Annotated in this window: 21 protein-coding genes; 8 read left to right on the top strand and 13 right to left on the bottom strand. The window is 65.5% G+C overall.

The window, feature by feature from the left end; all coding sequences use genetic code 11:
* The first annotated feature begins 12 nt into the window (after positions 1-12).
* The 3 genes from ligK to AC07N6_RS23205 all read left to right on the top strand — a co-directional run bounded on the left by ligK (position 13) and on the right by AC07N6_RS23205 (position 2,743).
* Positions 13-696, top strand: coding sequence for a 4-carboxy-4-hydroxy-2-oxoadipate aldolase/oxaloacetate decarboxylase (gene ligK, locus AC07N6_RS23215; protein WP_494783586.1), 684 nt, complete (start codon positions 13-15; stop codon positions 694-696).
* A 234-nt stretch (positions 697-930) separates the two neighbouring features.
* Positions 931-1,458 carry a hypothetical protein gene (locus AC07N6_RS23210; protein WP_494783538.1) on the top strand — a complete coding sequence of 176 codons (528 nt, stop codon included), beginning with the start codon at positions 931-933 and terminating at the stop codon, positions 1,456-1,458.
* 163 nt (positions 1,459-1,621) lie between these two features.
* Complete coding sequence (locus AC07N6_RS23205) at positions 1,622-2,743, top strand: porin (protein WP_494783537.1); 1,122 nt, start codon at positions 1,622-1,624, stop codon at positions 2,741-2,743.
* A 94-nt stretch (positions 2,744-2,837) separates the two neighbouring features.
* On the opposite strand, the gene AC07N6_RS23200 is transcribed toward AC07N6_RS23205, so the two are convergent.
* Entirely contained in the window at positions 2,838-3,740 is a 903-nt protein-coding gene (locus AC07N6_RS23200; protein WP_494783536.1) for a LysR family transcriptional regulator, read from the bottom strand.
* A 188-nt stretch (positions 3,741-3,928) separates the two neighbouring features.
* Here AC07N6_RS23200 and AC07N6_RS23195 point away from each other — a divergent pair, with 188 nt between their 5' ends.
* The 4 genes from AC07N6_RS23195 (at position 3,929) to AC07N6_RS23180 (ending at position 7,758) form a co-directional block, all read left to right on the top strand.
* Positions 3,929-4,792 carry an ABC transporter permease subunit gene (locus AC07N6_RS23195; RefSeq protein ID WP_494783535.1) on the top strand — a complete coding sequence of 288 codons (864 nt, stop codon included), beginning with the start codon at positions 3,929-3,931 and terminating at the stop codon, positions 4,790-4,792.
* On the top strand, positions 4,792-5,532 hold the full coding sequence (locus AC07N6_RS23190) for an ABC transporter ATP-binding protein (RefSeq protein ID WP_494783534.1): 741 nt from the start codon (positions 4,792-4,794) through the stop codon (positions 5,530-5,532). The genes AC07N6_RS23195 and AC07N6_RS23190 overlap by 1 nt, the downstream gene beginning before the upstream one ends.
* A gap of 90 nt (positions 5,533-5,622) precedes the next feature.
* Positions 5,623-6,633: an NrtA/SsuA/CpmA family ABC transporter substrate-binding protein gene (locus tag AC07N6_RS23185; RefSeq protein ID WP_494783533.1), complete on the top strand. Its 1,011-nt coding sequence runs from the start codon at positions 5,623-5,625 to the stop codon at positions 6,631-6,633.
* 30 nt (positions 6,634-6,663) lie between these two features.
* Positions 6,664-7,758, top strand: coding sequence for an LLM class flavin-dependent oxidoreductase (locus AC07N6_RS23180; protein ID WP_494783532.1), 1,095 nt, complete (start codon positions 6,664-6,666; stop codon positions 7,756-7,758).
* Between the two features lie 61 nt (positions 7,759-7,819).
* Here AC07N6_RS23180 and AC07N6_RS23175 read toward each other — a convergent pair whose 3' ends face one another.
* The 12 genes from AC07N6_RS23175 to ypfJ form a co-directional block, all read right to left on the bottom strand.
* The gene (locus tag AC07N6_RS23175; protein ID WP_494783531.1) at positions 7,820-9,109 is read right to left on the bottom strand and encodes an O-acetylhomoserine aminocarboxypropyltransferase/cysteine synthase family protein; all 1,290 of its coding nucleotides are present in this window, start codon (positions 9,107-9,109) and stop codon (positions 7,820-7,822) included.
* Between the two features lie 159 nt (positions 9,110-9,268).
* On the bottom strand, positions 9,269-9,880 hold the full coding sequence (locus AC07N6_RS23170; RefSeq protein ID WP_494783530.1) for a riboflavin synthase: 612 nt from the start codon (positions 9,878-9,880) through the stop codon (positions 9,269-9,271).
* Between the two features lie 39 nt (positions 9,881-9,919).
* Positions 9,920-11,041 (bottom strand): bifunctional diaminohydroxyphosphoribosylaminopyrimidine deaminase/5-amino-6-(5-phosphoribosylamino)uracil reductase RibD, encoded by a 1,122-nt coding sequence (gene ribD / locus AC07N6_RS23165; protein ID WP_494783529.1) that lies wholly within the window; start codon positions 11,039-11,041, stop codon positions 9,920-9,922.
* Positions 11,042-11,186: 145 nt separating this feature from the next.
* The gene (locus AC07N6_RS23160) at positions 11,187-11,654 is read right to left on the bottom strand and encodes a GspH/FimT family pseudopilin (RefSeq protein WP_494783528.1); all 468 of its coding nucleotides are present in this window, start codon (positions 11,652-11,654) and stop codon (positions 11,187-11,189) included.
* A 4-nt stretch (positions 11,655-11,658) separates the two neighbouring features.
* Positions 11,659-12,099, bottom strand: coding sequence for a type IV pilin protein (locus tag AC07N6_RS23155; protein WP_494783527.1), 441 nt, complete (start codon positions 12,097-12,099; stop codon positions 11,659-11,661).
* A 12-nt stretch (positions 12,100-12,111) separates the two neighbouring features.
* Positions 12,112-12,708 carry a pilus assembly PilX family protein gene (locus AC07N6_RS23150; RefSeq protein WP_494783526.1) on the bottom strand — a complete coding sequence of 199 codons (597 nt, stop codon included), beginning with the start codon at positions 12,706-12,708 and terminating at the stop codon, positions 12,112-12,114.
* Positions 12,705-13,607, bottom strand: a complete 903-nt coding sequence (locus AC07N6_RS23145; RefSeq protein WP_494783525.1) for a PilW family protein — start codon at positions 13,605-13,607, stop codon at positions 12,705-12,707. Before AC07N6_RS23145 ends, AC07N6_RS23150 begins: the two co-directional genes overlap by 4 nt.
* 9 nt (positions 13,608-13,616) lie before the next feature.
* Entirely contained in the window at positions 13,617-14,138 is a 522-nt protein-coding gene (pilV, locus tag AC07N6_RS23140; protein ID WP_494783524.1) for a type IV pilus modification protein PilV, read from the bottom strand.
* Between the two features lie 117 nt (positions 14,139-14,255).
* Positions 14,256-14,879 carry a DUF924 family protein gene (locus tag AC07N6_RS23135; RefSeq protein ID WP_494783523.1) on the bottom strand — a complete coding sequence of 208 codons (624 nt, stop codon included), beginning with the start codon at positions 14,877-14,879 and terminating at the stop codon, positions 14,256-14,258.
* Between the two features lie 2 nt (positions 14,880-14,881).
* Complete coding sequence (locus AC07N6_RS23130) at positions 14,882-15,103, bottom strand: RNA-binding S4 domain-containing protein (protein ID WP_494783522.1); 222 nt, start codon at positions 15,101-15,103, stop codon at positions 14,882-14,884.
* A 24-nt stretch (positions 15,104-15,127) separates the two neighbouring features.
* Positions 15,128-15,412, bottom strand: coding sequence for a hypothetical protein (locus AC07N6_RS23125; RefSeq protein ID WP_494783521.1), 285 nt, complete (start codon positions 15,410-15,412; stop codon positions 15,128-15,130).
* A gap of 19 nt (positions 15,413-15,431) precedes the next feature.
* Positions 15,432-16,319, bottom strand: coding sequence for a KPN_02809 family neutral zinc metallopeptidase (gene ypfJ, locus AC07N6_RS23120; protein WP_494783520.1), 888 nt, complete (start codon positions 16,317-16,319; stop codon positions 15,432-15,434).
* A gap of 347 nt (positions 16,320-16,666) precedes the next feature.
* Here ypfJ and AC07N6_RS23115 point away from each other — a divergent pair, with 347 nt between their 5' ends.
* A complete protein-coding gene (locus AC07N6_RS23115; protein ID WP_494783519.1) occupies positions 16,667-19,129 on the top strand; it encodes an acyl-CoA dehydrogenase in 2,463 nt (820 codons plus the stop codon).
* Positions 19,130-19,304: the final 175 nt, after the last annotated feature.

Here is a 19,304-nt window from a genome sequence, read left to right as displayed (position 1 = left end):
AGCACACCCCTGATCAATCAACTGGGCATCGTCAAGCGCAATATTGAACGCGCCGATGCCGGCGTGGTGGAGCACCTCGGGAAATTCGGCGTGGCCACCGTGCACGAGGCGCAGGGCCGTACCGGCCTGCTGAAACCTTACATGCGCCCGATCTGGCCGGGCGCGACGGTGGCCGGCACCGCCGTGACCGTGCTGCTGCATCCGGGCGACAACTGGATGCTGCATGTGGCGGCCGAGCAGATCCGGCCGGGCGACATCGTGGTGGCCGCCATCACCGCCGAATGCACCGACGGCTACTTCGGCGACCTGCTGGCGACCAGCTTCATGGCGCGCGGCGCCAGGGCATTGGTGATCGATGCCGGCGTGCGCGACGTGAAGGTGCTCAAGGAAATGGGCTTTCCGGTGTGGAGCCGCGCCATCAGCGCCAAGGGCACGATCAAGGCGACGCCGGGCTCGGTCAACATCCCGGTGGTTTGCGCCGGCGCCCTGGTCAATCCGGGCGATGTGGTGGTGGCCGATGACGACGGCGTGGTGGCGGTGCCGGCATCGGACGCCGCGCGCGTGGCGCAGGCCGCGCAAAAACGCGAAGACCTGGAAGGCGAGAAGCGCGCGAAGCTGGCCGCCGGCGTGCTTGGCCTGGATATGTACGACATGCGCGGACCGCTGGAAGCGGCCGGGCTGACATACATCGACTGAATGGCCGGCACGGCCGGCGCTTTTGCGGCGGCCGTGAGGATGAGGAAAGGAGGCGCCGTCGCCGCAGGCGATGGCAGCAGGCCAGACACGGAAAAAGATAAAAAAGCCACGGCAACAAGAACGCGCAAGCGCAACAAGAAAAAAGCAATAAGCAAAAAGCAATAAGAACAAGCAGAAAAAGAATGCACGGCCATCCGTGCATATCGCCAATCCAAGGAGTGAAAGGAAGACACCATGCAAACCACACATAGCACCGCCGCCCTGGGCGCGGCATCGTCGCCGGCCGGCTGGAAGGATCGGGGAGCAATGATCCGGGCCGGCATCATCGGCGGCCTGAGCGGCGGCATCATCATCTGGATCTACGAAGCGCTGGTCTGGGTCGGCGCCCAGCACCTGATGCCATTGGCCGGCATCCCGCGCAATGCCACCGGGCTGGTGTTCGGCAAGGACGTGCAGGAGGCACTGGGCCTGGTCGCTTACTTCGTCGGCACCGGCATCCACTTCTTTTTCACAATCGTCTGGGGCGTGCTGTTCGCGGCGATCTGGCCGTACTTCCGCCGCAAGGGCTATGAGGCGACCTTCATCGCGCTGTTCTATGCGGTGGTGGCCTGGATCGTCATGCATGTGGCGATCATGATCGCCTCCGACAACCATCCCAACTACTACGACCCCGGCGTGATCATCGGCGGCTTCATGTCGCACATTTTCTTTACCGTTCCGCTGGCGCTGATCGTCAAGAAGCACTTCGAACGGCAGGCCTGAGCGCCGGCATCCGGCATCCGGCATCCGAGCTGCGAGCCTGACAAATATCCGCCGGATATGGCGGAGGGGAGCGGCTTGGCCTTTTTCAGCGCGGCAAGCAAGGTTTTAACCCGCAGCATCTACAACATCTACATAGATCCATACACCTTAAGGAGGAGGTCCGATGAAGTCCAATACCAAGATCAAACTGTTGCCCGCGACGCTGCTGCTGGCGGCCGCGCCGGCGGCATTCGCCCAGAGTTCGGTCACCATCTACGGCGTGCTGGACGTCTACACCGGCTACCAGAAGAGCACCGTCGGCGGCAAGAACACTTCGCTCTGGGCCATGGGCAACAACGGCGAGATGACCAGCCGGCTCGGTTTCAAGGGCAGCGAGGACCTGGGCGGCGGCTACCGCGCCACGTTCAACCTGGAGACCGGCTTCGATCCCAGCACCGGCGGCTTGCAGAACAGCTACCGTTTCTTCGACCGCCAGTCGTGGGTCGGCCTGGGCGGCGGTTTCGGCGAGGTGCGCGCAGGCCGGCAGAATACGCCGATGTTCCTCTACGCAGGCAACATGGACGCGTTCGGCGCCGCCACTTACGGCTCGGCCTACAACAACTTCTCCAACTGGCTGGCGCGAGTGGACAACGACATCAGCTACATCTCGCCCAAGTTCGCCAATTCCAACATCGAGCTGCATTACTCGGTGGGCGAGCGCACCGGCAGCACACCGTCCAACGCGGTGTACCAGATCGGCTTCCAGACCCAGCAAGGTCCGCTGTATGTCGGCAGCGCCTACCTGAACGCCAACAATGCCACCAACACCAATAGCGTGAAACAGTTCATGCTGGGCGGTAATTACGACTACGGCGCGGGCAAGTTCTACCTGGCTTTCTTCCGCACCAATGAAGTCATTTCCGCCACTACCGGCAACGCGCTGACCAACCCGGCCGGCAAGTACGATCCGACCGGCAGCGTGGTCGGCAACACGCCGGGCAATTACCACAATACCTACAGCCTGTCGGCCGATTACCGTATCGGCGCGCGGACCACCATCGGCGCCGGCGGCGGTTACATCCAGGACAGTTCCAGCTACAAAAACAACGCCAAGCAGTTCAGCCTGATCGTGAACTACGACCTGTCCAAGCGCACCCGCCTGTATGCCGTGGCCTCGCGCCTGATCAACGAGAACACGGCCGCCTACAAGATGACCGGCGCCAGCTTCACCGCCAGCCAGGCGTTGAGCCCGGACGCCGGCGCCAGCGAGACCGGCGTGCAGGTCGGCATCCGCCATACTTTCTGATGTCTTGAGGCCTCCCCGCGAGGGGAGGGCATGATGCCCGTCCGCGATTGCCGGTTCAGTTTGCCGGCCGCCGCGGGTGGGCGCATGCGGCCATTCAGGCGGCGCCGGGCTGGCGCAGCGCCTGTTGCACCGATTGCGCGATGCGTTCGATGGGGGCCAGCAGGTGCGCCGCGCTTTTGCGGTGGACCAGCCAGGCTTCAGCTTGCGGACGGAAGTCGCTCAGCTTCAGTTCAGCCAGCCGTCCGGCATGGCTGCTGCCGGCATACAGCGGTTGCGGCAAGAGGCACAGGCCGACGCCGTCGGCCGCGCTTTGCAGTTGCAGCTCCCTGGCATAGGTATCCAGTTTCACTTGCAGCGGCAATCCCAGGCTTGCCAGCGCGCGCGCCAGCGTGGCGCGAAAGCCGCAGCCGTCGGGATTGAGCACCCAGCCGGCGCCGGCGCAGTCGGCCAGCGCGTAGCGTTTGCGCGGCCAGTCGCCGCGGCGGCCCAGGATCGCCACCTCGCTACGGTGCAGGAGCCGCGCCTCCACGTTGGCGGGCATCAGCTTGCCGCTCCCTTGCAGCACCACCGCCGCATCCAGTTCGCCGCGCTCGACCCGTTCGAGCAGCGCGGCTCCCCAGCCGGTGCTCACTTGCGGCTGCAGTTGCGGCCAGGCCTGGCGCAGTTCCCCCAGCAGCGAACCCAGCACCAGTTCGCCGATGCCTTGCGTCACGCCCAGGCGCAGGTTGCCGTTGGGCGGCAGGTCGGCGGCCGCCATGTCGCGCAGCACATCCACTTCATGCAACACGTTGCGGCATTGCTCGGCCAGCCGCAGCCCGGCCGCGGTGGCCCGCACCGGTTTGCTCTGGCGGTCGAACAGGGCGATGCCCAAGGTGCTTTCCAGCCCCTGCAGGCGCCGGCTCAGCAAGGGCTGGGCGATGCCCAGCTGCTGCGCGGCGCGGCTGATCGACTGGCAGCGCACTACCGTCACGAAGGCTTCGAGGTCATCGGTTTTCATCGGCTGATGCGTTCTCCATTTTTCCGGCATGGCGGTTTTTGGCATTAGCTTGCGCTGCCAGCAGGTATTGCACAAATATGTTTATTGGATATGTTAGATCGAAATCATTATTTAAATAATGCATGAAATTTGTTTAGGATTTTCCACATCGCGGCACTTCGCCGCCAGCCAATGTGGAGGAAGCACCCATGCCAGAAGTGGTCAATCGCCTGTCCTTGCCCAAGGCGGCAGCGGCCGGGCCGCCGCCGTCGACAAGCGCGGCGCGCCCATCGCGGCTGGCGGATCCAAATGCGCTGCTGGCCATTTCATGGCTGGCGCCGGTGGTCGCGCTGGTGGCGTGGGAAATTTTCGCCCGCCTCGGTTTTTTGTCGCCCCAGGTATTGCCTGCGCCCAGCAAGGTTGCCGTCACCGCCTGGAACCTGGTCGGCCAGGGCCGTCTGCTGAGCGATCTCGCCGCCAGCCTGCTGCGGGCCGTCTCCGGCTTTGTCATCGGCGGCGGCATCGGTTTCGCCCTGGGCACCCTGGTCGGTTTTTCGCGCCTGGCCGAAGCGCTGTTCGACCGCAGCGTGCAGATGGTGCGCGCCGTTCCCTTCCTGGCGGCGTTGCCGCTGGTGATCGTGTGGTTCGGGGTGGATGAGGGCGGCAAGGTGTTCCTGGTGTCGCTGGGCGTGCTGTTCCCGATCTATATCAATACCGTGCTCGGCATCCGCCAGGTCGACCCCAAGCTGGTCGAGCTGGGCCGCGTCATGGGTTTGTCGGACTGGGCGCTGATCCGCCGCATCATCCTGCCCGGCGCCTTGCCGTCGATCCTGGCCGGCGTGCGCTATGCGCTGGCGGTGGCCTGGCTGGCGCTGGTGATCGCCGAAACCATCGCCACCAATGTCGGCATCGGTTCCCTGGCCATGGATGCGCGCGAGTTCCTGCAGACCGATGTGATCGTGCTGACCATCGTCATCTATGCCGGCATCGGCGTCGTCTCGGACGGCATCGCGCGGGCGCTGGAGCGCCGGCTGCTGGCCTGGCATCCCAACTACGCCAAGGGCGGCCGATGATGACGCTCCCCACCCATACCATGCATCCGGCAGGTTTCGAGGAAACCGCCGTCAGCGTCAGCGGCCTGCAGCGTCGTTATGGCGAGCGTAGCGTGATCAAGGGCCTGAACCTGCGCATCGCGCGCGGCGAGTTCGTCGCCCTGCTCGGCGAAAGCGGTTGCGGCAAGACCACGCTGCTGCGTGCGCTGGCCGGGCTGGATGCCACCGACGGCGGGCGCATCGACGGCCCGGCGCAACCGGCGGTGGTGTTCCAGGAACCGCGCCTGGTGCCGTGGGATCCGCTGTGGCGCAACGTCGCGCTGGGGCTGGACGACCAGGCCGGCAAGCCGCTGGCCAAGGCGGCGCTGGAAGAAGTGGGCCTGGGCGCGCGCATCGACGACTGGCCGCGCAACCTGTCCGGCGGCCAGGCGCAACGCGTGGCGCTGGCCCGCGCGCTGGTGCGCGAACCGCGCCTGCTGTTGCTGGATGAACCCTTCGCCGCGCTCGACGCGCTGACGCGCATCCGCATGCATGCGCTGGTGCGCCAATTGCTGGCGCGCCACCGGCCCGGCGTGCTGCTGGTCACGCACGATGTCGACGAAGCCATCGTGCTGGCCGACCGCATCCTGGTCATGCGCGACGGCGCCATCGCCAGCGACTACACGGTCGCGCCGCAGGCCGCGCACAACCGTTCGCATCCGGCCGCCGAGGCCTTGCGCGCGCAGTTGCTGGCCGAGCTGGGGGTGGCGGCCGAAGCCTGAACGCATTTCCCGGCCGGGCGTTTTCGTGTCGCCGCTCGAGCGGCGGCATGGGCCTTCTTTTTCCTTTCATTTCTCAACCAAGCATTCATCATGAGCGAACACGACAAGCCTGCCAATTTTCAACGACGCAACTTGATCCAGGCCGCCTTCGCCGGCGCCGCGCTTGGCGCCGCCGGCCTTGCCGGCACGGCGCTGGCCGCCGCGGGCAAGTCGCGCAATACCGATACCGTGCGCCTGGCATGGGGCAAGGGCGGCTTGCCCGGCATCGCCCGCACCCGCGGCGAATTTGAAAAGATCCTGGCCAGGGACGGCATCAAGGTGCAATGGATCGGCCCGTTCCCCAACCATGCGCCGTCGCTGCAGGCGGTCACCGGCGGCAGCGCCGATTTCGGTTTCGGCGGCAGCACCACGCCGGCGCTGGCGGCGATGATCGCCGGATCGCCGCTGGTGTTTACGCAGTTCGCCGTGGTCGAACCGCGCAGCACCGCCATCATCGCGCGCGACGGTTCCGGCATCGACAAGGTCGCCGACCTGGTGGGCAAGAGCGTGGCGGTGAACCGTTCCGGCCTGGGAGAGTTCCTGCTGGTGGCGGCGCTGGAGAAACATGGCATCGACCGCAGCAAGGTGAAGTTCGTCTATCTCAACCCGCCCGATGCCGGCCCGGCATTCTCGCAGGGCAAGGTCGACGCCTGGTCGATGTGGAGCCCGGGCGTGGACATCGCGCGCGTGGAATACAAGGCGCATGACGTGTTCTTCGAAGGGCGCGACCTCGACTTCCTGATCGACTTCAATTCCTACGTCACGCACCGCAAGTTCGCCGAAGAGAACGGCGACATCGTGCGCGCCGTCAACGCCGCCTACCGTGCCGAAGGGGAGTGGATCACGAACAACACCAAGGAGGCGGAAACGCTGGTGCAGAAGGACGCCGGCTATTCCGACGCCGTGCGCGATTCGCTGATCCGGCTGCAGCGCCGCTGGGAGTTCCACGGCGCCGGCGACGCCAAATTCATCGCCACCTTCCAGGGCGCGGCGGACTGGCTCTCGGAGCGCAAGATCCTGCCGCAAAAAGTGAAAGTCACCGACTACATCGTCAACGTCTGAGAACCCGCATCATCTACCGAAAGGCACATCATGAGCGTCGATTTCATCGGCATGATCACCAGCCACAAGAACTCGGAAATCCATCCCTCGACCGGCCCCGCGATCGATCACGACTACCTGCTGCGCTTTGCCAGGGCGCATGAGGACGCCGGTTTCGACCGCGTGCTGGTGCCCTACCATTCGACCGGGCCGGACGCCATCCTGACCATCGCCCAGGCGGCCGCCGCCACCAGCCGCATCAAGCTGATGCTGGCGCATCGCCCCGGCTTCGTCGCGCCCACGCTGGCCGCGCGCCAGCTTGCCACGCTCGACCAGTTCAGCGGCGGGCGGCTGGGCGTGCACATCATCTCCGGCGGTTCGGATGCCGAGCAGCGGCGCGACGGCGACTACCTCGACCACGACCAGCGCTATGCGCGCACCGACGAGTACCTGGAGATCCTGCGCCGGGTATGGACTGAAGAGAAGCCGTTCGACCATCAGGGCGCGCATTACCGTTTCGAGCAGGCATTCTCGGAAGTCAAGCCGGTGCAAAAGCCGCACATCCCGATCTTCTTCGGCGGCGCCTCGGATGCGGCCATTCCCGTGGCCGGCCGGCATGCCGACATCTACGCGCTGTGGGGCGAATCGCTCGACCAGGTGCGCGACCTGACCGGCCGCGTGCGCGCCGAGGCGGCGCGCCACGGACGCGAGATCGCCTTCTCGGTGTCGTTCCGCCCGATCCTGGCCGATACAGAGGAAAAGGCCTGGGCGCGCGCCGAAAGCATCCTCGCAGAAACCCGCCGCCTGCGCGCCGGAAACGCCAAGCTGCACCCGGCCTATACCGGCCCGCAACAAAGCGAAGGCGCGCGCCGCCTGTTGGCCGCGGCCGACAAGGGCGCCCGCGTGGATAAGCGCCTCTGGACCGCGATCGCCAAGGAAACCGGCGCCCGCTACAACTCCACCGCGCTGGTCGGCACGCCGGAACAGGTGGCCGAAGCGCTGCTGGATTACTACGACCTGGGCGTGGCCAATTTCCTCATCCGCGGCTTTGACCCGCTGGAAGACGCGATCGATTACGGGCGCGAGCTGATCCCCCGTACGCGGGAGCTGGTGGCGCAGCGGATTGGGAAGAAAAAGGCGGCCTGACTGCCTTGGCTGAAGGGATGCGGCCGGCATGCGCCTTTGGCGCAGCGCCGGCCGTCTTGTTTCAGGCCGATTCCAGCGCCTGTTTGAGGTCGGCCAGCAGGTCGTCGATGTGTTCGATGCCGACCGACAGCCGTACCGTATCTTCGGTGACGCCGGCTTTTTCCAGTTCTGCCGGCGACAGTTGCCGGTGCGTGGTGGAGGCCGGGTGGGTGGCCAGCGACTTGGCATCGCCGATGTTGACCAGACGGGTGAACAATTTCAGCGCATCCTGGAAGCGTGCGCCGCCTTCGCGGCCATTGGCCACGCCGAAGGTGAGCACGCCGGACGCCTTGCCGTTGAAGTACTTGCGCGCCAGCGCATGGTCGGGATGGTCTTCCAGTCCGGCGTAGTTGACCCAGCGCACCTTGGGGTGGCGCTTGAGGTATTGCGCCACGGCCAGCGTATTGGCGGTGATCCGCTCCAGGCGCAGCGCCAGCGTTTCGATGCCCTGCAGGATCTGGAAGCTGTTGAAGGGCGACAGGGCGGCGCCGGTATTGCGCAGCGGCACCACGCGCGCGCGGCCGATATAGGCCGCTTCACCCAAGGCTTCGGTATAGACCACGCCGTGGTAGCTCACGTCCGGTTCGTTGAGGCGCTTGAAGCGTTCCTTGTGCCTGGCCCACGGGAACTTGCCGGAGTCCACGATGGCGCCGCCCAGCGTGGTGCCGTGGCCGCCCAGGTATTTGGTCAGCGAATGCACCACGATGTCGGCGCCGTGCTCGAAGGGGCGCAGCAGGTAGGGTGTGGCGACCGTGTTGTCGACGATCAGCGGCACGCCGTGGCGGTGCGCGATCTCGGCCACGGCGGCGATATCGGTGATGTTGCCCAGCGGGTTGCCGATCGATTCGATAAAGACGGCCTTGGTGCGCGCATCGATGAGCGGTTCGAACGAGGCCGGCTGGCGCGGATCGGCGAAGCGGGTCTCGATCCCGAATTGCGGCAGCGTGTGGGCCAGCAGGTTGTAGGTGCCGCCATACAGCGTGGAGGCCGAAACGATATTGTCGCCGGCTTCGGCGATGGTCTGGATCGCATAGGTGACGGCAGCCTGGCCCGAGGCTACGGCCAGCGCCGCGATGCCGCCTTCCAATGCCGCCAGGCGCTTCTCCAGCACGTCCTGGGTCGGGTTCATGATGCGCGAGTAGATATTGCCTTGCACCTTCAGGTCGAACAGGTCGGCGCCATGCTGGGTGTCGTCGAAAGCGAATGCTACGGTCTGGTAGATCGGCACCGCCACCGCGCGGGTAGTCGGGTCGGGCGTATAGCCGGCGTGGACGGAGAGGGTTTCGAATTTCCAGTTGGGGGTGTCTGCCATGGTGTGTCTCGCTTGTCGGTCTGTGAGGGAAGGTATTGCATGAAGACCGTAGCGCGCGAGGCAGCGGCAGCGAAGGAATGATTTCGCATATCGATATACACGGGGAAAGAAAAACGGCCGGGAGATCCCGACCGTCGTTTGCTGCCCGGTACAACCTGTTTATTTGGCGCTGAGCATGCGCTCGACATAGCGCGCAATCAGGTCAATCTCCAGATTCACCTTGCTGCCCGCCTTCAGGTGTTTCAAGGTGGTCACTTCCACCGTGTGCGGGATCAGGTTGATCGAGAAGCGGCAGGCATCGGTCAGGTCTTCGACGCGGTTGACCGTCAGCGAGACGCCATTGACCACGATCGAACCCTTGTAGGCCAGGTATTTGCCCAGCGCTTTCGGCGCGTCGACGATCAGTTCGCGCGATTCGCCGACCGGTTCGAAGGAGTGGACCCGGCCCAGGCCGTCGACGTGGCCGGAGACCAGATGGCCGCCCAGGCGTTCGGCCAGGGTCAGGGCTTTTTCCAGGTTGACTTCGCCGGGGGCATCGAGGCCGGCGGTGAGGTTCAGGCTTTCGCGCGAGACGTCGACGGTGAAGCCGCTGGCGCTTTTTTCCACCACGGTCATGCAGGCGCCGTTCAAGGCGATCGAGTCGCCCAGGCCGACGTCGTCCATCGACAGGGCGCCGGCATCGACGGTCAGGCGCACGCCGGCATCGGGGCCGGCGGCGAGCGGTTGGACGGAGGTGATTTTGCCGATGGCGGCGACGATACCTGTAAACATGTTGCAGCCTCTGTAAGAACGCCGGGCTGGGCCGGGAAATTAATTGAACCGTGCAAGGATACGCAAATCCGGACCGATCTGCTTGACCTCGTAGAAGTTCAGGTCGATCTTGCCGGACAGGTCTTCTAGCGGCGGCAGGTCGAACATGTTGCGGCCTTCGCCCAGGAGGCTGGGCGCGAGGTAGAGCAGCAGTTCGTCGACGCAGCCGGCGCGGATCAGCGCAGCGTTGAGCTTGGAACCCGCTTCCACATGCAATTCATTGATCTGGCGCCGGCCGAGTTCGCGCACCAGCGCGGGCAGGTCGACCTTGCCCTCGGCGTTGGGCAGCACGATGACTTCGGCGCCCTGGCTTTCCAGCATGGCGGTTTTTTCCTTGTCGTCGGCGGCGGTGAAGATCCAGGTGCCGCCGCCCTGGATCACGCGCGCCTGCGGCGAGACGGCGAGCTTGCTGTCGACCACGATGCGGCGCGGCTGGCGCGGCGTGTCGATGGCGCGAACGGTGAGCTGGGTGTCATCCTTGGCGATGGTGCCGATGCCGGCCATGATGGCGCAGGCGCGGGCGCGCCAGACGTGACCGTCGTCGCGCGCGGCCTGGCTGGTGATCCACTGGCTCAGGCCATTGTGCAGGGCGGTCTTGCCATCCAGGCTGGCGGCGCTTTTCATGCGTACCCAAGGTTTGCCGGTGCGCATCCGGGCCAGGAAGCCGATGTTGATTTCCTGCGCTTCTTCTTCCAGGAGCCCGCAGGTGACGTCGATGCCTGCGGCCTGCAATCTGGCCAGGCCCTGGCCGGCCACCAGCGGATTGGGGTCGGCGATGGCGGCCACCACGCGGGCCACGCCGGCGCGCACCAGCGCATCGGCGCAAGGCGGGGTGCGGCCGAAGTGGCTGCAGGGTTCCAGCGTGACGTAGACGGTGGAACCTTGCACATCCTGGCCGCGCGCGGCGGCATCGGCCAGGGCCTGGATCTCGGCGTGGTTGCCGCCGGGCGGCTGGGTGAAGCCGGCGCCGATGACGCGGCGCTGCTTGACGATCACGCAGCCCACGCGCGGATTGGGGGTGGTGTTGAGCATGCCGAAACCGGCCTGGATCAGCGCCAGCGCCATGGCTTGTTGGTCGTTGCCGACGTCGAATTGGTAGAGCGGGTCTTCTGTCTGGGTCATGGTGTCGCCGTGTGAGGATGGGCGCGGCCGGGCGCGCGCCGGATGCCCGTCAATATACACGGCTTTGCGGCCGCTTTCCGCTCCCGTCCGGGCTTGGCGCCCCAGGCGCGGCCGGCGCGAATGCATGGCTCGGCCAGCCGTGCAACTAGCAGCTATTGTCCCTGGCGGGATTGCAGACGCGCACGCGGCCGAGGAAGTTGATGACCACCACCCGCGTCATGCCGGCGGCGCTGAAATGCCAGCTGCCTCTGGTGCCCGGTTGTCCGTTCGGCTGGAAAGCCACCGTTTCGCCGCCCCGGGTATAGGTCACGGCGATGCCGGGCGGCAGCGCGGAGTGGGTCGTCACCTCGCGTTTGCCGACTTCGATGCGCCAGCCGCTTTTCCAGTCGCGGCCGTCGGCCGGCGTCATGTCGGCGCGGCGGCCGTGGCGCAGGGCTTCGGTACGGGTCAGGCTGGCGCCGTGGAAGAAGGCATTGGCGGCGCCGATCAGCTGTTGCTCGGCAATGAAATTCTGCAGCGCCGGCACGCCCGCTGCCAGCAACACGCTGGCGATCAGCAGCACCGCCATCAGTTCGACCAGGGTGAAGCCGCGGATGACGTTGTTCGGGCGCATGGCCTCACCAGCAGTCATTGCCGTCGGCGCCGCGCCGGCCGCGGCTGTCGGCGTAGAGCGCGCCGCATCGCTCATCGCGGTAGGCGGGGTTGACCAGCGCGCCGCCGGGCGTGGCCGTCACGCGCACGCAGCTGTGCAGGTCCTCGCCGTCGCAGGCTTGCGCGGAGATGCTGTAGGCGCTGGTTTCCGGCCGTTCGCCCGAGTGCCATTTGAATTCCGTTTCCTGCGTGCCGGGGACGAAGGCGTGGTAACTGTGGCGGTAGGAGAATTGTCGTTCCTGCTGCAGCAATACCTGCAATACCGCGGCACGCCCTTCGGCGCGCCGGGTCTTGAGGAGGTGCTGGCTGTAGCCGCTCCAGCCCAGCGTGGCGAGGATGCCGACAATGGCGAGCGCCACTGTCAGCTCGATCAGGGTGAAGCCGTGTTGTGTGCGGGATGTCATCATCGTGTGTTCCTTTCATGCGGCAGGCAGTGCACGCCATCCGAGCGGCATGCACTGAGCCACGCCCGCGGCATCGACGCGCCGCAGGACGATGCTTTGCAGCAGCGCCTGCGCGCCGTCGCGGCCGAAACCGATGGCGCTGAGCCGGTAGGCGGCAGTGGCGGGTGGCGTGGCGGTTGGGCCGGCGACAAGTTCGATCAGGTAACGCGGCGCTTGCAGCCCATCTCCGGGGGCTGGCGGCCGGTTTCCGGTGAATTGGCCATAGATGGCAGAACCCTCTTCAGCGCCGGCCAATTGCGCGGATTTCCATCCGGCGGCTTGCGCGCTGCCCAAACATAGCCCCAGTCTTTCGCGGTCGGTATGGCAGCCGTGTTTGGCGGGGAAGGCATGCGCCGCTTCGATGCGTATGCCGCGCCGGATGTCTTCGCAAGCATCGTCCAGCGCCGCCTGCGCCGCCATCCGCGCCTGCTCATGGGCGCGGTGGTTGCTCGCCGCGCGTTCGTCCAGCATCAGCAATGATGCCGAGGCGATGCCCAGCAGCAGGATCACGGCCAGCATGATCAGCGCAATCATCAGCGTGGCGCCGCGCTGGCGCGATGGCGGGAAGTTCATGGCGGAAGCGTCGGAAGCGGTGGAATCGAGGCGGTGTTGCGCAGCAACACCGTGGTTTGAAAGACCGCGCGCAGGCGCCGGTCGCCTTCCTTTTCTACAAACCGGTAGCCGGCATCGCCGGAATCGGTGAGGAACAGATCGTAGCTGCGCGCCGGCGCGCCGGGCGTGGAGGGACGCCGCTGGTTGCCGCGCACCAGCAGGGCGATGCGTACCAGCACCACGCGCTGCCATAGCGCGGCGTCGATGGCGGAAGCGTCGAGCCAGCGGTCGGGGCGGCCGTCGCCGTCACTGTCCACGGCATAGCGCAACTGCATCGCTTCCACGCCGCGCGCGAGCGCATCCGAGGTCCAGGCGCCGGACTTGCCCTGATAGCGGCAGCGCAGTTCGGGCTCGTTGCCGGTCCCCGGCGCGATGTAGTAGATGGCCCAACTGCGCGCGCGTTCTTCCAGCGGGCCGTTCGGTACGCTAGCGCCGCTGCAGTTGGCGATGCTGCCGGCGGCATGGGCCGGCGCGCCGAAAAAGCCCAGCATCAGGATGTCGCTTCGGTTGAAGCCGTTGCCGGCGCCGGCGCTGAAATTGCCTTGCGCGGGATCGAGCCGGTTGGCCTGGCTACTGTTGTCGATGCCGCGCAGGCCCGGCGCCAGTGCCGGCGGTTTTTCCATTGCCAGTGCCGTTTCCCACGGCAGGTGGTTGGCCTGGCGCACGGCGTCGGCCAGGTGCGCCAGCGCCATGCGCCCGGTTTCCTGCACGCGGCCGGCGTCGTCGATGTCCTGGTACGCGGCGCGCGCATTGTGCAGCAGTGCCGTGGCGGCCAATATGACCAGCAGGCCGACCGCCAATGCCGCCATCATTTCGACCAGTGTCAGGCCATGTTGGCGATGGTGTTGGGGCGTCTTCATGGCGGTGTGTCAGCGGCCGATGAAAAGTTGCATCAGCGGCGCGGCGTCGGGCGTGTTGCCGGCTGCCGAATCGGCACGGCGCCAGCCCAGCTTGAGCATCACCGGCGACGCCGGGTTGCCGTCGCAGCGCCAGTCGGGTGGCGTGCCGGCGCCGCTATCGCGGCAGACCGTGGCGCGGGCGGCGGGAAAATCGCGCGCCAGCCTTGCGTGCCAGTCGGCGATGGCGGCGTGGGCGAAGCCGGCGGCGTCGCACGGTGAGGACGCGCAATCGGCGCTGGTGGACGGAGGGTTTTTCGCGGCATCGAACGCGAACAGGTAGGGATCGGCGCTGTCGGCCGCAACCGCGCGGTGCGCCGCCCGCAGTTCGGCCAGTTCGGCGGCCATGATCGCGGCCCGGGCCTGCAGGCCGTTGTCGCGGCTGCTGCGCAAGGCATGCAATTGCAGCATGAGCATGGCCAGCGCGCCGGTGCCGATGACCAGCAGGGCGACCAGCACTTCTATCATCGTGAAGCCGGAGGAGCGGTTGGGCATGGCCGGATTGCGGAAGGACAGGGCAAGCGGCGAGTGTAGGGAAAGAAAAAGCGCCTTCGCATGGAAGGCGCTTATTTTTGCGGCGCTATCGAACTACTTCATTGGCCGGGTCGAATTTCAGAACGAGGAACCGGGCTGTTGCAGGAAGGCGCTTTCCTCGGCGCTGGAGGCGCGCCCGAGCAGCTTGTTCCGGTGCGGGAAGCGGCCGAAGCGTTCGATCACCTGATGGTGACGTTTCGCATAGTCGGCGAAGCCGTCGAAGGTTTTCCGGTCGGTTGCGTCGGCCTGTTTGGCCAGCGTGCGAAACAGCTCCAGCGCGTATTGCTGGTCGTCGATGTCTTCCGAATGTTCCAGCGGCAGATAGGCGAATACGCGGGCGATGGCCGGCAACTGCTGGTCCAGTCCCATCGCCAGCGCCAGGTGGCTGTGCTGGCGCGCCAGTGCATCGAAGGCGAATGCCTGCGCGGTATCGCGGTAGATGTTGCGGGGAAACTGGTCCAGCAGCACGAGCAGCGCCAGCATCGAGCGCGGCGCGTCAGCCCAGCCGGCCAGCCGGTTGGCGGCGGCATCCTGGAGCAGCGGTTCGAAACGGTTGCGGCAGTCGGCGTCGATGTCGGGATTCTTGCTCCACCAGAGCGCTTTCTGGCGTGCGGCGACTTCGGCGGCGGGGGCCTGCGCAAAACCGGGGCCGAACCAGAAGTCGAGGACGGCTTCGGCCTGTTGTTGCGATGTCGCGTCCATGCTCATGCTTCGATCACGCTGATCTGGACGTCGCCCAGCGCCACTTTCTGGCCGGCGGTGATCTTGCAGGTCTTGCGCGACTCGGGTTTGCCGTTGACCTTGACGCGGCCATCGGCCACCAGTTGCTTGCCGGCGCCGCCGCTGTCGCACAGGCCGCACAGTTTCAGCAGCTGGTTCAGTTCCACATGGGGATGGCCTTGCAGCGGGAAGGTGATTTTTTGCATGGTGATTCTTTCAGCGGCGCAGCATCAGGCCGGCGCCAGAGTATGGGTAGCTTTATCAAGCCAGGTGTTGAGGCTGTCGATCAGGTCGTGCTGGCTGAACGAGCAGCTTTCTTCGGTAAACAGGCTGCCGGCTTCGAGGCGGCCGAGCAGGTCTTCGGCGACTTGTTCGTAGCGCGGCGGCAGTGCCGCCAGCACGGCGCTCTGGGCGCGCCAGGCGGCGCACAGGGCGGCGATGCCGATCTCGCCGTCCTGCAATTGGCGCAGTGCGGCGCGCATGGCGTCGAGGCTCTGGTTGAGGTGGTTGGACATGGGGTGTTTGCCTGTTTTTTTAAAGTTGCTTCGCGGCGAAGGTGTTGCAGGCGCTGACCTGGCCTTCGGTGATGCCGCGCTTGAACCATGCCACGCGTTGGGCCGAGGTGCCGTGGGTAAAGGAGTCCGGCACGACTTCGCCGCGCGCCTGGCGCTGCAGGGCATCGTCGCCGATGGCCGAGGCGGCGTTGAGGGCTTCCTCGATGTCGCCGTCTTCGATGATGTGGCGCGCCTGGTTGGCGTGGTAGGCCCAGACGCCGGCGAAGCAGTCGGCCTGCAGTTCCAGTCGCACCGACATGGCGTTGGCCTGTTTTTCCGTCGCATTGCGGCGGGCGGCGTCGACCTTGTCGGAAATGCCCAGCAGGTGCTGTACGTGGTGGCCGACCTCGTGCGCGATGACATAGGCCTGGGCGAAGTTGCCCGAGACCTTGAAGCGCTGCTTCATCAGCTCATAGAAGGACAGGTCGATGTAGACCTTCTGGTCGCCCGGGCAGTAGAAGGGGCCGGTGGCGGTCTGGCCGGTGCCGCAGGCGGTCGCTGTACGGCCGGAGAACAGCACCAGCTTGGGACGGACATATTGCTTGCCGCTGGCGGCGAACAACGGCCCCCAGGTGTCTTCGGTATCGGCCAGCACGGTCGAGACGAAGCGCGCCATCTGGTCTTCCGGCGGCGGTTTGTGGGCCGGCGCCTGCTGCTGTTGTTGCAGCGGCGCCTGGCCGCTGCCTCCGGAGAGCATATCCAGCATCGTCAGCGGGTTGATGCCGAGGAAATAGGATGCCACCAGCGCCACCGCCACCGTGCCCAGCCCGATCGAGCGGCCGCCGAAAGGCAGGCCGCCTCCACCGCCGCCGCCATCGCCGCGGCGGTCTTCAACGTTGTCGCTTTCGCGGTTGCCGTCCCATTTCATGATGTTTCCTTTTTCTATCTTGTTCGTTCCTGTGCCGCGTTTGCATGCAATGCAGGGATTGTAATGGACGGCGCGGCCGCGCGGCTGAACTTGGCGGGATGCGTTGCGATCCCGCGCCGTCTTGTCGGTTTTGTCTGACGGCGCGGTGGCGATGGTGTCCGATTGCCCAGGCCCGATGCGGCGCGGTATGTTGCAGGGTAAAAACAGAAAATCTTTCCAGCAAGGCAATTTGGTGGGACTATAAAGCAGCGTGCAATCGGCGATGGGTATGCGATTGGTATGGTGTTGCAGCCGTGCTGCCGCCTTTCGAACAATATTCGAACAATAAACAGAACTGGAGGCTTGACATGATCTTATGGCTCATCATTCTGCTGGCCGGCTGCCTGGTATTGATGATGGCGCGCGCCAATGCATGGATGTGGCTGCTGGCCGAGGCTGTCTGGATCTGGCTGGGCGGTTCCCTGGCCGGCGTCGAACTGCCGGTGATGGTGTTGCTGGCGATCCTGCTGTTCACCCCGACCGTGCTGGTGGCGATGGTTTCGGTGCGCCAGGCGCTGATCAGTCGTCCGGCATTGGATGCCTTCCGCAAGATCATGCCCGGCATGTCGTCCACCGAGCGCGATGCCATCGAAGCCGGCACGGTGTGGTGGGATGCCGAGCTGTTTTCCGGCAAGCCGGACTGGCGCCGCCTGTTCGAAATCCCGCCGCCGCGCTTGACGGCCGAAGAGCAAGCCTTCATGGACGATGAGGTCGAGCGCCTGTGCGCCATGGTGAGCGACTGGGACAGCACCGTGAAGCACCAGGACATCCCGCCCGAGGCCTGGCAATTCATTAAGGACAAGGGTTTTCTCGGGATGATCATCCCCAGGCAATACGGCGGCAAGCAGTTCTCCGCCTACATGCATTCGCAGGTAGTGATGAAGCTGGCCTCGCGCAGTTCGGCGGCGGCGATCTCGGTGATGGTGCCCAATTCGCTGGGGCCGGCCGAACTATTGCTGCATTACGGCACCGAGGCGCAAAAGAACCATTACCTGCCGCGCCTGGCGACCGGCCAGGAAATCCCGTGTTTCGCGCTGACCAGCCCGTATGCGGGCTCGGACGCCGCCGCCATTCCCGATATCGGCATCGTTTGCAAAGGCATGCACGAAGGCCGCGAGACGCTCGGCTTCAGGGTGAGCTGGAGCAAGCGCTACATTACGCTGGCGCCGGTGGCGACCGTGCTGGGGCTGGCCTTTCGCGCGCGCGATCCGGACGGCCTGCTGGGCGACAACCCCGAACCGGGCATTACTTGCGCGCTGATTCCCGCCCGCCATCCGGGCGTGGTGATCGGTCGCCGCCACTGGCCGTTGAATGCGGTATTCCAGAACGGCCCGACGCAGGGCAGCGATGTGTTCATTCCCATGGAATGGGTGATCGGCGGCATCGTCCAGGTCGGCCGCGGCTGGCGCATGCTGATGGAATGCCTGGCGGCGGGCCGGGCAATTTCGCTGCCATCTTCCAGCGTCGGCTTTTCCAAGCTGGCGGTGCGCGGCACCAGCGCCTATGCCGCGATGCGCCGCCAGTTCAAGATCGAGATCGGCAAGTTCGAGGGCGTGCAGGAGGCATTGGCGCGCATGGGCGGCCACCTGTACATGATCGACGCCACGCGCCGGCTCTCGGCCTCGGCAGTGGATGCGGGGGAGAAGCCGTCGGTGATTTCGGCCATCTCCAAATACCACGTGACCGAACGCGGCCGCATCATCGTCAACGACGGCATGGACGTGATCGGCGGCAAGGGCATCTGCATGGGGCCGGGCAACTTCCTGGCGCGCGCGTACCAGCAGATCCCCATCGCCATCACGGTCGAAGGCGCCAACATCCTGACGCGCTGCCTGATCATTTTCGGCCAGGGGGCGATCCGTTGCCATCCCTATGTGCTCAAGGAGATGGCGGTGGCGGCGGACGACAACCATGAACGGGCCGTGCAGGAGTTCGACAAGCTGCTGTTCTCGCACCTGTCCTTCGTCGCCGCCAACAAGGCGCGCGCTTTCGTCGGCGGCATCAGTTGCGGCTGGCTGTTGCCGTCGACCGGGTACGCGGCGCGCCAGACCCGGCGCTATTACCGCTCCGTGGTCCACCTGTCGTCGGCGTTCGCCTTGCTGGCCGATGCCGGCATGGCGGTGCTGGGCGGGTCGCTCAAGTTCCGCGAGCGCATTTCGGGTCGGCTGGGGGATGTGCTGTCGCAGCTTTATCTTGTCTCGGCTACGCTCAAGCGCTATGAGGATGAAGGGCGGCAGGAAGACGACTTGCCCTATGTCGAATGGTCGGTGCAGGATGCCTTGCATCGGGCGCAGGAGGCGATCGTCGACGTGCTGCATAACTTTCCCAATCCGTGGGTGGCTTTCGGCTTGCGGCTGGCGATCTTCCCGATCGGGCTGATTTACCGCAAGCCGTCGGATGCCTTGGGGACGCTGGTGGCCAGGGCCATGCAGAAGCCGGGGGCGAGCCGGGACCGGCTGGTTTCGGATGCGTATCTGCCGCGGGGCGACGATCCGCTGGCTTGCGGCGAGAGGGCGTTTGCGCTGACGCCGGTAGTGCAGCAGCTTGAGCAGCGCTTGAAGCAGGTGGTCAAGGATGGGGAGTTGCCGGCCATGCCGCAGAGCTTGATTGAGTTGATGGGCTGGAATGCGGTTGCGCTTGAGCGTGGGTTTATCAGCGAGCAGGAGAAGGCGGCGTTGGATGAGTTTGCTCGTGAGGGTGATTTGAGTGTGCAGGTGGATGATTTTTCTGCGGATTTGGATCGTAATGAGATATTGGGGCGGTTGCCTTGATGAGGGTGTTTGTTTGTTGATTGGTTGGGTAGTTTGATCTTGCTTCGTGCAGATGGACTGGCTCTATGCTTATCTTTCTCCGGTCGGAGGGGAGCGCCGGGGCGGCCCGGCAGCCGCTCACTTTTCTTGTCTCGCCAAGAAAAGTAAGCAAAAGAAGGCGACCGCTACCGCCCAG

This window comes from Herbaspirillum sp. GW821-FHT09A12 (genome assembly GCF_059418325.1).
This window is presented reverse-complemented; position numbering and strand designations above follow the sequence as displayed.